General features: G+C 60.5%; 12 protein-coding genes. 3 read left to right on the top strand and 9 right to left on the bottom strand.

Going from position 1 to position 11719, the window contains the following annotated elements; translation table 11 throughout:
• Positions 1 to 112 precede the first annotated feature (112 nt).
• Positions 113 to 988 carry a helix-turn-helix transcriptional regulator gene (locus J7I85_RS11570; RefSeq protein ID WP_214851900.1) on the top strand — a complete coding sequence of 292 codons (876 nt, stop codon included), beginning with the start codon at positions 113 to 115 and terminating at the stop codon, positions 986 to 988.
• A gap of 73 nt (positions 989 to 1061) precedes the next feature.
• Positions 1062 to 1946 (top strand): aldo/keto reductase, encoded by an 885-nt coding sequence (locus tag J7I85_RS11565; protein ID WP_214851899.1) that lies wholly within the window; start codon positions 1062 to 1064, stop codon positions 1944 to 1946.
• A gap of 215 nt (positions 1947 to 2161) precedes the next feature.
• On the opposite strand, the gene J7I85_RS11560 is transcribed toward J7I85_RS11565, so the two are convergent.
• The 5 genes from J7I85_RS11560 to J7I85_RS11540 form a co-directional block, all read right to left on the bottom strand.
• Positions 2162 to 3385: a TIR domain-containing protein gene (locus J7I85_RS11560; RefSeq protein ID WP_214851898.1), complete on the bottom strand. Its 1224-nt coding sequence runs from the start codon at positions 3383 to 3385 to the stop codon at positions 2162 to 2164.
• Between the two features lie 64 nt (positions 3386 to 3449).
• Positions 3450 to 4262 (bottom strand): PH domain-containing protein, encoded by an 813-nt coding sequence (locus J7I85_RS11555; protein ID WP_214851945.1) that lies wholly within the window; start codon positions 4260 to 4262, stop codon positions 3450 to 3452.
• Positions 4263 to 4402: 140 nt separating this feature from the next.
• On the bottom strand, positions 4403 to 5332 hold the full coding sequence (locus tag J7I85_RS11550) for a PASTA domain-containing protein (protein WP_214851897.1): 930 nt from the start codon (positions 5330 to 5332) through the stop codon (positions 4403 to 4405).
• Between the two features lie 330 nt (positions 5333 to 5662).
• Positions 5663 to 5839, bottom strand: a complete 177-nt coding sequence (locus J7I85_RS11545) for a hypothetical protein (RefSeq protein WP_214851896.1) — start codon at positions 5837 to 5839, stop codon at positions 5663 to 5665.
• Between the two features lie 493 nt (positions 5840 to 6332).
• Positions 6333 to 7310, bottom strand: coding sequence for a hypothetical protein (locus tag J7I85_RS11540; RefSeq protein ID WP_214851895.1), 978 nt, complete (start codon positions 7308 to 7310; stop codon positions 6333 to 6335).
• A 576-nt stretch (positions 7311 to 7886) separates the two neighbouring features.
• Here J7I85_RS11540 and J7I85_RS11535 point away from each other — a divergent pair.
• Positions 7887 to 8138, top strand: coding sequence for a hypothetical protein (locus J7I85_RS11535; protein WP_214851894.1), 252 nt, complete (start codon positions 7887 to 7889; stop codon positions 8136 to 8138).
• Between the two features lie 389 nt (positions 8139 to 8527).
• On the opposite strand, the gene J7I85_RS11530 is transcribed toward J7I85_RS11535, so the two are convergent.
• The 4 genes from J7I85_RS11530 to J7I85_RS11520 are packed head-to-tail and all read right to left on the bottom strand — an operon-like array spanning position 8528 to position 11336.
• The gene (locus J7I85_RS11530; RefSeq protein ID WP_214851944.1) at positions 8528 to 9340 is read right to left on the bottom strand and encodes an AAA family ATPase; all 813 of its coding nucleotides are present in this window, start codon (positions 9338 to 9340) and stop codon (positions 8528 to 8530) included.
• Positions 9340 to 9738, bottom strand: coding sequence for a Mu transposase C-terminal domain-containing protein (locus J7I85_RS25020; RefSeq protein ID WP_251024260.1), 399 nt, complete (start codon positions 9736 to 9738; stop codon positions 9340 to 9342). Before J7I85_RS25020 ends, J7I85_RS11530 begins: the two co-directional genes overlap by 1 nt.
• 16 nt (positions 9739 to 9754) lie before the next feature.
• A complete protein-coding gene (locus J7I85_RS11525) occupies positions 9755 to 10732 on the bottom strand; it encodes a DDE-type integrase/transposase/recombinase (RefSeq protein ID WP_251024259.1) in 978 nt (325 codons plus the stop codon).
• Positions 10733 to 10739: 7 nt separating this feature from the next.
• The gene (locus tag J7I85_RS11520; RefSeq protein ID WP_308159460.1) at positions 10740 to 11336 is read right to left on the bottom strand and encodes a recombinase family protein; all 597 of its coding nucleotides are present in this window, start codon (positions 11334 to 11336) and stop codon (positions 10740 to 10742) included.
• Between the last annotated feature and the right edge of the window lie 383 nt (positions 11337 to 11719).

Here is an 11719-nt window from a genome sequence, read left to right as displayed (position 1 = left end):
TCGCCGTCTATATCTACGAGACCACGGACCAGACCTGCCTAAACAGACCCGCCTAAGCCATGTACTGACAGGGTATGGTTACGCCCCGTCCCTCCGGCATAGCGTTGAAGGCATGAGCACCCGAGATGACATCCAGGAGTTCCTGACCTCCCGGCGGGCCAGGCTGACGCCCGAGCAGGTCGGTCTGCAGTCCTATGGCCGCCGCAGGGTGCCCGGGCTGCGCCGGGAAGAAGTCGCGATGCTCGCCCAGGTCAGCGTCGAGTACTACAGCCGGCTCGAGCGCGGAAACCTCGCCGGCGTCTCCGAGAGCATCCTCGAATCCCTCGTCCATGCCCTGAGACTGAACGATGTCGAGGAGCGGCACCTAAGGGACCTGATCCGCGCCTCCGACAACGCCACCCGCCCCAGGCGCCAACGCACACCGCACCAGAGTGTCCGCCCCACCATCCAGCGGATGCTCGATGCGATGACCGATCTGCCCGCAGTGGTCCAGAACGGAAGGCTCGACATCATCGCGGCCAACCGGATGGGCCGGGCACTCTACGCCGCCCAGTTCGACACCGCGATCCTGCCGCCAAACCAGGCACGCTTCGTCTTCCTGGACCCCCGCGCAAGGGACTTCGCACCCGACTGGGACCGCGCAGCCAACGAATGCGTGGCCAGCCTGCGGGCCGCGGCCGGCCGCGATCCCCACGACCGCCAGCTCTCGGACCTCATCGGTGAGCTCTCGACCCGCAGCGACGAATTCCGCATGCGCTGGGCCGCGCACAACGTACACCAGCACAAAACCGGTTCAAAACGCGTCCACCTCCCAGCCGTGGGAGAGCTCGAACTGGACTTCGAAGTCATGGAACTCATGGCCGATCCCGGACTGACATTCATCACCTTCAGCGCCGAACCAGGATCACCGTCCCACGACGCCCTGCAACTGCTCTCCAGCTGGGCCGCTACTGAAGCCATCGCCCCCGCAGCCACAGAAATCCTCTAAGCCCACCGGTAATCGCAGGCGGCACCAAAGCACTCAAAGTATTCGTCCGCCCCTACGAAAGAATCTGAACCTCATGAAAATCACACTCAACAACGGCGTCACCATGCCTGCCCTCGGGCTCGGCGTCTTCCAAAGCCCACCCGAAGAAACAACAGCCGCGGTCGAGGCCGCCCTGGCAGCCGGTTACCGGCACATTGACACTGCCGCCGCGTACGGAAATGAGCGGGAGGTCGGCGAGGGCATCCGCCGCTCCGGGCTCGACCGGTCGGACGTGTTTATCGAGACCAAGGTATGGGTCAGTGACTACGGCTACGAGCAGACGCTGCACGCCTGGGAGAAGGCCGTTGGCAAGCTCGGGGTGGATTACTTGGATCTGCTGATCCTGCACCAGCCGATGCCGGGCCGGTTCGAGAAGACCATCGCCGCGTACAAGGCGCTGGAGACCCTGCTCGCCGACGGGCGCGTGCGGGCCATCGGTGTCAGCAACTTCATGCCGCATCACCTCAAGCAGCTGCTCGCCGAGACCGACGTCGTCCCTGCCGTGAACCAGGTGGAGCTGCACCCGTACTTCAGCCAACCGGGTGTCCGGGCGGCCGACGCCGAACACGGCGTCATCACCCAGGCATGGTCGCCGATCGGCGGCATCACCTTTTACCCCGGCTGGGGCGAGGAGGACCGGAAGAACGTCATGCAGGACCCGGCCATCGCCGAGATAGCTGAAGCGCACGGCAAGAGCCCGGCGCAGGTCATGCTCCGCTGGCACCTGCAGCAGGGCCGCTCAGCCATCCCGAAATCGACCAACCCGGCACGCATCGATGAGAACTTCGACGTTTTCAACTTCGAACTGTCCTCGGACGAGCTTGCGGCCATCGACGCGTTGGACACCGGCGTGCGCAACGGCCCGGATCCCGACGTCTCCCGCGACCAGTGGTTCGACCGGTCCATCCCCGAAGCCTAAGCACGACAGGAACCAGACCAGAGACAAGGAAGCAGCATGAAATACCGCTCGCTTGGCAGCACCGGAGTCAAAGTCCGTCATTGCCGACCAGGCCCGGATGCGAGCATTGGCACAGCCCAGCAACATCAAAGTGGTATCAGATCAGTCCCCCGACGACGATACTAAACGGGAAGGGCCAGCACAGGGTGCTGGCCCTTCCAGAACTGGTGAGGCTCCTATTTCTTTAGTTCGAAGCCCGCAGCGCCGAGTTCAGCCCGGAGCTCCTTGAGCCAAGTGGTCGTGCCGTACCTGATGTAGTTGACGCCGTTGATGTCAGAAGGCAGCTCCACGCCGTGGTGGATAACGGCGACTTTCGTGCGGCCCAGCTTCGCGTAGAAGTAACCGAGTTCCAGGATGACGTTCTGGCGAGCTCGTGCCTTCAGCTCATCCGAACTACTGCCCTTCGCGCGACCCTCGTCGTCCGGCGTGAGCACAACGATCGCGTAATCGGACTCTGCAGCGCGCCTCTCAAACTTCTCAATGATCGTGTCACCGCGACCAGCACTGTCAGCGAGGATCTCAGGCATTATCCCCGTCAGATCGTTCACTTCGATTCTTACGTCATTGACTGTCGGCATATCATGCCCGTGAACAATGAAGATCGTTTTGGGAGCAGCGGAATTCGACACAGTGATAGTTCCTCCGATAGGTATCGTTTTTGGGGTCAAGTCCGGCCGCGCAGGGCGGGGATCCGGCTCGGATGGCCGAGGAGTTGGCACGCCGGACGACTTCAAATCGCTGGTCGTAGCGCCCGCTTCAGAAGCTATGTAGTACCCGCTGTCTCCAAGCTGAATCTTCCTCGGACCGAGCACATTCTGTGCGAGAAGTTTGTATTCCTGGCTGGAAAAGGCCTGGTCCGCTCTGGGGTTCTCGACGTAGATGAAGTCGAGCATGTTTAAAAACATCCCGTCCGGGTCGTCGCCGTCGAAGATGTGTTGGGCGATTGCCGAAGCACGCTTGATCTTTGACCCTTCAGTGTGAATGGACAATCCAAGCTCAAAATGATCTATCTGATCCTGGGTGACTCCTTCAGCAAGAGCAGAAGCGAGATACCGCAGGTCGATTTTCTTAAAAATTCCAAGGGGCACACCGATGAGACTACCCGTTGAACGCGCGGGCTCATCTTCGAAGACGGTGAACTTCACCTCTGTGAAATCCATAGAGCCACCGCTATAGAAAGGGCTCTGCAGCACGTTGACCGCTGTAACCAAATAAGACTGCATCTTGCCGTTCGGCAGCTTCCGCCCGATTACATCGCCTACCTCAACGTCTGCGTCAACAGGCAACGAAATGGTCTCCTGCCATATAGCAGCCTTCATGTCTAGACGCTTTTCGTCAGCGCCGCCATCACGAACCACAGTGATCGGGACGTCAAACCGGAAGGATCTGTCTCTAGCCATACGCTGATGCTATCCGGCTACAAACAGCGGGTTGATCGACCACATCAAAAACGACGGTTACTGCTCATCCCTGAGATGCGAGGATGACGGCCTTCTGCTGCTGGAACTCGTCGTCTGTAAGGATCCCCTTGGCTTTGAGCTCGGCAAGACGCTCAAGCTGCCCGATAATATCGGTCGTTGGTGTTGCCGGGGCGGCCTGTTGAGGTGCAGGAGTAGCCTGTGCCGTCCGGATAGCGCGAATGAGTGAATCGCCTTGGCCATGGCCGAGCCCCATGATGACCGCCTTGGTTCCAGAGTGGCTGACCGTCAGGGTTTCGCCCCCCAAGGCTTTCTTCAGGTCAACTGCTTGGATGGCGCCAAGTGAGAACGATGTTAGGTCTTCCGATCCGATGCTTTTCTCCAGGAAGAGCAGCCGACGATCGGTTGCAGCAGCGATTCCGGCCTTGTTCTCGTACCTGCCTACACCGATCGCGTGAACGGTTTCACTGCGGTCGAGAACGTTGGCCAGATGGGCAATCTCTTTCCGACCAAAGATGCGCAGCGGCACCTGACTGGCAGCTGCTTCGATTCCATGGTCGTCCAGCAGCCCCTCAGGGAGTCCCTCGGAGATTTTGATGAGGTGTTTGTAGTGCTTGTTTCCGAGGCCTTCCACGTGCCAATCAACATGGGTATTGCCCGTGTCCGGTGTGATGATTCCGGTGATCTTGGCAGCCCATTGGTTGCTGAGAAGCGCTTGCGGAACATCGACCGCGATTTCGCTCGGAGTCAATGACTTGACTGCGAACTTCGCCTGCTCAATTGCAGGAGGCAGCACTTGGAGTGCTGTCGTGGGGTCAGTAAGAAGAGTCCACTGGACCTTCCTGGAAATTGTAGCCATGCCAGAACTGTACCGATCCGAACCCGCGACTTGACCAACGGCGCGCAGCTAACGTCTACGCAGACCCTCTGTGCCCGAGCGGCAGGACAGGGCAAGCGGCGATTGGAGAAATGGGTCGTCGTACATCGGCAGTGGGTCCTCTATCCGCCAATCCACCTGAACCCGCATCCATTCACGGTGAAGCCTGATGCCGTTGCAGGAATGTAAATGTTGAACTGTGGAGCGACACTGATGAAGTTGTTATCGAGGATGTTGCCTTGTGCGTCGGATATCTCCCAGTAGCAGTCTTCGACCTTTTCGCCCTGAGACTGCCAGGTTCCAGGCTTTACATCCTTGCCCACCAGATACTTGCCCGAGTAGACGAGCCTTCCGTTGGCGCGATCCTCTTCCAATGCCTCACCTGCTGCGACGTTGGCTTTGAGCTGCGCGCGTTTAGGATGATCAGGGCAGAGCGTCAGGGCGGCCTTCACTTCTTTTGTCTGGTCACCGCTGACATCTCCCGTGAGATAGTGGCCGGCGGTCTGGGCGCAAATCGAGTACAGGTACTTTGCATCGTCCGGGTCGGTGTAGCCGGCCATGGCGGCGGCTTTATTCTCTGCAGGCGACTGAGTGCCGCTCGTGGAGGAATCCATACAGCTGTCAAACGGCTTTGACCATGCCTTTCGGTAGTCGTAAATCTCTGTGGCTCCTGCTCCGCCGATGGAGCAACTATGTGCGTAGGAGAGCCCTGTAGGCGTAGGTGTGGGAGTAGGGCTGGCCTTTACTGCAGTGTTGGTTGGTTTCGGGGATGAGGCCTCCACGGGTTCGGGGCCCGGTACCAGCAGCAGCTTTAGCTGGCTGCCCACTGCCAGGCGTGCCCCTGCTTTTGGATCAGTTTCATCTACTTTCCAGCTCCTGGGATTATTGATGTACTTGGATTTTCCATCAACGACGTGTTCATAACTGACCCCCGCGGATTGAAGCCGCTGGGCTGCTTCAGTAAGCGCGAGTCCGGAAACGTCAGGTATTTCTGGGCCGCTTGCATCCGGTTGTGACTGACCACCAGAACCACAGGCAGTTACAGTCAGCACGAGAGCCAGCCCGAGTGCGGATATCCGAAATTTCAAAGTATTCCCCCACAGCAGTGTCTAAGAGTGATATCGGAGGTGTCGGTGACACTGCCGCTTTTTAGTTGAGCTCGTTGGAGCATCGAAGCAATCCGTCGCCCTGAACGGCAAGATTCTAGCCCCTGAGCGGCAAGATTTTAACTGCTGGGACGGGCACAATAGGCAAGGTCGAAAACGACGGTTTTTGACTTCGGTGTTGGCGCGTGGGGAGTACCGATCCTGTTTCGGTGCAGGTACGCCGGAGAGGCCCCTTTGTAGGGGAGGGTCTATAACGGCCGTTTTTGAGGACGCCCCCTAGTTTTTGTTCCGCGCCGTGGTTCCTGCGTACAGCATCGCCGCGGTCATCCTGTACGTGCGCCTTCCATCCAGTTCCTGGGGTTTCACCCATGCCTGGTACTGGAGTGCTGCTTCGTACATGGCCCGGGAGTGAGTGCTGTCGGATGCGAGCCAGAGGGCGGACGAGTCGGGCATGGCGTCCTCCACTGTCCCCGTTCTGATGATTTCGCCGTGGCGGCGGATTTCGACGGTTGCGCCGATGAGGCTGCTGCAGTCGGGGTAGTTGTTCAGGGGCCGGGTTGGGCCGCGCCGGAACTCATCCCGGTGCCGCGGGGGTGCATGTCGTCACTGACTTTCAACCCTCCCCATGGGGGAAGGTCAAGCCCCGTTCTCACGGCGAGGTCCGAAGAGGCCAACATTCCTCTATGCATTGCCGCTGGTTCTCCCGGTCATCCCTCAGGCGTAGGCCGCCTGACACCGCCGTCGGCTGAGGGAGCAACAGCTGCAGGCCGGGACGCCACTAAAGCGGACCAAGTCGAGCACGTCATCAAGAACGACTACGCCGTCACCGGAATTTCGGGGTAAGTGTGCTGGGCGGTGAAGTGCTCGAAATCGAGTTCCTCGGCTGTCACCGTGCAAGCCTGCGATCAATCGCGAGGAAACTCGTGGCGCGGAGCGTACCTCTTTCTTACTTCTTGGGAGACAAGATGTCCTTGATCTGTGAATCCTGAATGTTCTTCAACGCCCCGGAGCGTCGCGCTTCGAGTTCCTTCCTGGTCGTCGCGTCCAATGAGTCGTCCGCCAAATCGTCATCGAAGTTAGCAATCGTCCGTGCCATGACGATGTCGTTGTATGCCTCCAGAATCCCCACAAAATCTTTACTCCCGTCTTCATCCAAGTTCAGGAAGCGTTCCGCTAACAGGGCTGTTACAGCGGTGGGAGCCCACTGCTTCAGTTCAGGCTCTTTAGCCCCGTTTAAAAGGGCTAGAACATAAGGCTCGCCTTCCAATACTCTGCGGTCAGGCTGGTCCTTGTAGCGCAAGGTCCGATCATGTTCATCAACCTTGTACTGCTGATTCCTGATGCGGAACTCCTTACCAATGATGCGGCCAGCCGGGCCTGGGACGGTGGGCTGTTCGTCTTGGTCGTCACCGTAAAAAAGAAGGTATCCAGCCCGTGACGTGAACGCGCCGGGCTCAGCGACGTATAAATTGGCAGTGGCCACCCAGTCCTTTTCCCCGTCAATCCACCGGTCCACGGAACGCAAAATCACCTTTACGGCACTTTCAGCTGCGAATATAACGGCCTTGATTGCCGCTTGCTTCGGCCCAGGTACGGCAAAGATTGGAAGATTTGCCACCTTGCCAGCAGCGTCAGTCCAAGCAACCCACCTTGCTTCATCAAAGCGGTCAAAGGATTGCCGGACTTCGACTTGGACGGACTTACTGACCATTCCGGGTGAATAGTAGATGACATCCGAGCCGCCCCAGGTCGGCCTCGGCTTCAATCGCTCCCCAGGGTCTGCATCCCTGAAGTAGTAATGCATAGCGAATGCCGAGCTGTCACCGAACAACGGATTTTTGACGGCCGAGGTTATGAGGGCCGCCCCGAGGTCCGCCCGCCCCGCCCGCTCCAAGGACAGGTGATCCCCAGGAAATATGCTCATGATCCTGAGACTAAGAGGGCGTCCGAGACCTATGTCCGTCAAGGGCTCAGATGCCGGTTCCGCGGGTTGATCTTCCCTATCCTTAGTCTCGTCAGAGCTGGTATCCGGATTACGTTGCCACCCGTTCCTCTGCTGCGGGCCTTCGTTGCCGGTCGATTCGACTTCTACAACGTCGGAGGGCTCATTTGTGGGCATAGCATCGCCTTTCCAATTCGGTTTCAACGCCCCCAGCAGGCCCGTAAAAAGAGTGTAGAGCTAGTGCTAGACCGGAGAAAGAAGAATTGCCACTTACGGCGTTTTTGATGCTCGCCGTGTTCCAGCGCTGATCGCCTTTGTCGCGTTGAGGGACACGACTTAGTTGCCTCCAACGAGAGCTGCCGGCCATTGGTCGTACCTCTATGACCTCTTTGACGCCCTCCCGGTCTAGCGATCAGGGATGATGAGCTGGATCAAGTTCGTACCGCGTTGATGCATGTTCTGGCCGCCATCGGTGGGCGGTACCTACCCGATTTCGCCAAGGCCCTACTGGCTTTGGCAACGACGACTGGCGAGCGAGCGTTGGTTGTCAGAGCGGTTTTGAAGGCCCTGACCGCTACCGCGCCGGGGCGCCTCCGGCCACTGGTCGAGGTCTTGCCGGCTCTGGCGCTCACGGACGGTGAGCGGGCGGAAGCGCGCATACCGATTTTGCAGGCCCTGACTGCCGCCGAGGAGACGTGGCAAGTCCGCGTCCTGGCGAAGGACGTGGTGCTCCTGGCGCCCACGGGTGCTGAGCGGGCACAAACCCGCAGGACAGTGTTGCAGGCCCGGGCCACCGTGGACGACCCATAGCAAATCATAGACTTCGCCGAGGTCCTGCTGCGCTTGACGCCCACAGATTATGGAGGGCGCAGGCCCGCAGGGCAGTGTTGCAGGCCCTTACCGCCACTGGTGAACCGCATCAAATCTACAACCTCGTCAAAAACTCCTCCCGACCCTGGGGCCCACCGACAGTGAGCGGGCACAGGCCCGCAGGGGAGTGCTGCTGCTCTAACTCCCGCCCCAGGGACGGGGGAACTTGTAGCTCCTCGTCAAGCTCTTGCCGGCCTTGGCGCCTAGTAGCTCCAGGTCTAGACTTCGCGGGTCAGAATCGACCGTTTTTGACCGGTGGCCGGCAAGCCTCTCAGTTTTACTGTGGACTTCGGAGCTCTTTGGCGGTGTTCTGGTGGCGCTCTTTGTCGTCAGTTGCCTATCACAAGGGTGCTGGCGGCTGCTTCGATGACGTCGTCGGTGATGGTTTCGAGTTGGTTGATCTTCAGTACACGGGTGATCTGGGGGAAGAGGCGCTCGAGGAGCCGGAAGTTGCCGCGGGTGATCCGTTCGATTGCGGCGATTGCCTGGGCGTCGGTGAAGTCGTCCGGATCGAGGGACCTGCCGAGCCGTTTCCAGTGCCGATCGAGGACGAACAAGAGCTCGTCGCGACCGAGTGCCCTGTAGCGGTGGGAAAAGCCGAGACGGCTGTAGAGCTGGGGGTAGTGGCGGAATCGTTGGTCGATGCCGGGCATGACGATGAGGATGATCCCGAGATGGGTGCGGTCGTGGTTGTCGCGGAGGAGTTCCAGCGCGGTTGGGGTGAGGCGTTCGGCTTCGTCGATGATGAGCAGTTCGACCAGTCTGGTGATGCCGTTCATGATGCGAGGGGTTGTTGGGTCGTTTCGGTGGAGGTGGCCATCGATGCAGGAGGCGATCCGGACCTGGGAGCGGTGGATTTCTGCCATGAGTTCTCTGGGGCGGCAGAGTACTTCCGGGGTGTAGAAGACGGCGCGGGATCTGTTGGCGATTGAGAAGTGCCTGGCGTCTTCCTCTGCGTCGCGGGACCGCCACTCTGTTATGTAGGGTTCCAGGGCATCCCAGTTTGCGTAGCGCCGGGCAGAGTAGGTTTTGCCGACGCCGGCGTCGCCATGGCAGATGCCGATGGTGTGCTCTTTTCGCACCGCGTTGGCTAACTCGGTGAAACGCCGGTGTTCTTTGGTCACGATGAATGGCTGGTCCATCATTCGTCCTCTTCGTAGGTGCGAAGCCGCGGCCGGCGGCGCGGTGGTTCAGCGGTTCGGGGTTGTTCGCGGACAGCAATGATCGGGATGCGGTCGTTGATGGTGCGGCGCAGTTCGCGCCGACGTGCGCGGCGTGCGGCTTCGACGTCCCGCAAACTCAGCCGGAGATTCGGGTGGTCCTCGTCGATGGCGGTGCAGACGAAGGTCTCATGGTCATAGACGCGGATCTCGGAGATGTCGCGGGGGTCGTAGCGGATGGTGATCGTGCGCCCGACGAATGGTGCCAGGGTGGGAGAGAGGTAGCGCTGGCCTTGGAAGTGGATGCCGTCGCGCTGCACAACGCGGATCTTCGGGACGGTGAGGAGGAGCCCATCGAGTTCTTCGAGGGTGTCGGGCATGCGTGGAAGCCAGCCGTCAGCGACCCAGGCGTCCCGGGGTGATGTGCCGAGTTCGCTGTGTGTCCGGTCGTTGTACGTGGTGATGAATGCCCCGATCTCGCGGTCGAGTGCGGGCAGGTCGAGCACGGGCTGCGGTGTGCGGGTTCCGGGTTCCGGGTCCCAGGCGTCCCGGCAGCGCGGCGAGAACTTCGGTATTGATCGTGCCGAAGAAGCGCTCGATCTTCCCGCGGCCTTGAGGTCGGCCGACGGTGGAGTGGATGGTTCGGATGTGCAGCGCGACGGCGGTGCGTTCAAGGTGGTGGCTGGTGAAGTCAGAGCCGTGATCGACGTGCAGGATGTCAGGCAGTCCGCACATCACCCAGGACGGATTCTGTTTGCGCCAGATCGCCTGCCGCAGTGCGAGTGCTGTGTTCAGGGCTGAGGGTGCGCCCGTAAAGACGGTGTATCCGCAGATTGCCCGGGAGTAGTCGTCCATCACGGCGGTCAGCCAGGGCCGGTCCGGTTTGCCGTTGGCGCCGATGATGAGGATGTCGAGCTCGGTGTGGTCTGCCTGCCATATCTGGTTCGGCCGTTCCGCCCGCCGGCGGTACACGAGTTCGTGCCGATCACGGTATGAGGCCGGCCCCTCCAGGGCGAGGGTGACGAGCCCGGGGTCCAGGGCCGTGACGATGTCCCGGACGGTTGAATAGCCTGGCGCCGGGGCGTTCCTTTGTCGGGCGTCGTCGACGGCGAGCCGGTGCAGTGTCGCAAGGCTCGGGCGCGGCTTTGTCAGAGCGAGCCGTTCGATGAACGCCACGGTCTCCGCTTCCGTGCGGCGCGTGCCGGCATCGACTCGGGGACGCGGGTCCAGCGCTGCGATGCCACCTTCTTGGAACAACCGGTGCCAGCGCTCAAGAGTGCGCAGGCTGGCCTTCGTATCCCGGGCCAGCTCCGCGAGTGGGATCTCATCTTCGACGTGCAGTCGAAGGATCCGCCACCGCTCCGCGCCATCCATGAGGCAGCTACATCTTGGTGCTCTCGCGGGTGGCGAGGGCCTGTTGGTGACGGTAAAGCGTTGCCCGGCTCCACCCGACGAGCCGGGCTGCTTCTTCGGCGGTGCGGCCCTTGGCCCGCGCGTCGGTCACGATCCGAAGCTTGTCGGCTATCACGACCGGATCGGAGATTGGGCGCCCAAACCGGGTTCCGCCCTGCCGCGCCGCGGCAATGCCCGCGTTCACGCGTTCGACGATCAGCTCCCGCTCGTACTCGGCCAAAGTCGCAAGCATGTTCAGCATCAGGCGGCCCGACATTGTGGTGGGATCAATACCGTCCGAAATGGATCTCAGGTACACACCGCGTTCCCGCAGCAGGTTCACGGTATTCAGGACGTCAATCAGGGACCGGCCGAGCCGGTCTATCCGCCACACGACGACCGTGTCGCCCGGCTCCACATAGGCCAGCAGCTTCTTCATCCCCGGCCGCTCGACCGCCGTCTTGCTTCCGGACGTGACATCCGCGAAAACATCACGCTTCTGCACCCCGGCATCGACAAGCGCGTCGAGCTGCAGCTTCGCGTCCTGGCCCGACGTACTCACACGCGTATACCCAAGTTGTCTCACCCGGCCATTGTGCCTCAGAAACCCCCGGCAAGCACCCATCTGAGACGATCCACGGTGAGACATCTTTCCAAGACACGGGCCGGCCCGGCACGACGCCGATTCCTTAGACACTCCACGACACAACGTCAGTGTCTCGGAAAGCTTTTGTTTTGCAAGCCACGGGGTTGTTGCACTAAGAGATACGTCGGCGTCCGTTTGTCGCACCTTCACCGGGCCTTTTCTCGGGCGGGTCAATCATCCAGAGCTGTGAATCGCAGCGGTAAGTGGCGTGGTTTTCGCAGCGCTCTATGGCCGGCGGACGCATGCAGGAAGATCCCTCATGGTGCATTGGTGGTGGACAGCCACCAGATGCCCTTACGACGAACGGCGGATTCAGGCGGTCA

The organism is Arthrobacter sp. ISL-65 (genome assembly GCF_018613795.1).
Lineage (GTDB): Bacteria > Actinomycetota > Actinomycetes > Actinomycetales > Micrococcaceae > Arthrobacter.
The sequence above is the reverse complement of the archived record's forward strand: the minus strand, read 5'-3'. Positions and strand labels throughout refer to the sequence as shown.

Excerpts from the sequence above, each read along its gene's own strand:
- J7I85_RS11545 (WP_214851896.1), bottom strand. The coding sequence starts at position 5,839 with ATGCCCGACTCGTCCGCCCTCTGGCTCGCATCCGACAGCACTCACTCC.
- J7I85_RS11565 (WP_214851899.1), top strand. The coding sequence starts at position 1,062 with ATGAAAATCACACTCAACAACGGCGTCACCATGCCTGCCCTCGGGCTC.
- J7I85_RS11540 (WP_214851895.1), bottom strand. The coding sequence starts at position 7,310 with ATGAGCATATTTCCTGGGGATCACCTGTCCTTGGAGCGGGCGGGGCGG.
- J7I85_RS11560 (WP_214851898.1), bottom strand. The coding sequence starts at position 3,385 with ATGGCTAGAGACAGATCCTTCCGGTTTGACGTCCCGATCACTGTGGTT.
- J7I85_RS11530 (WP_214851944.1), bottom strand. The coding sequence starts at position 9,340 with ATGGACCAGCCATTCATCGTGACCAAAGAACACCGGCGTTTCACCGAG.
- J7I85_RS11570 (WP_214851900.1), top strand. The coding sequence starts at position 113 with ATGAGCACCCGAGATGACATCCAGGAGTTCCTGACCTCCCGGCGGGCC.
- J7I85_RS25020 (WP_251024260.1), bottom strand. The coding sequence starts at position 9,738 with ATGCCCGACACCCTCGAAGAACTCGATGGGCTCCTCCTCACCGTCCCG.
- J7I85_RS11525 (WP_251024259.1), bottom strand. The coding sequence starts at position 10,732 with ATGGATGGCGCGGAGCGGTGGCGGATCCTTCGACTGCACGTCGAAGAT.
- J7I85_RS11555 (WP_214851945.1), bottom strand. The coding sequence starts at position 4,262 with ATGGCTACAATTTCCAGGAAGGTCCAGTGGACTCTTCTTACTGACCCC.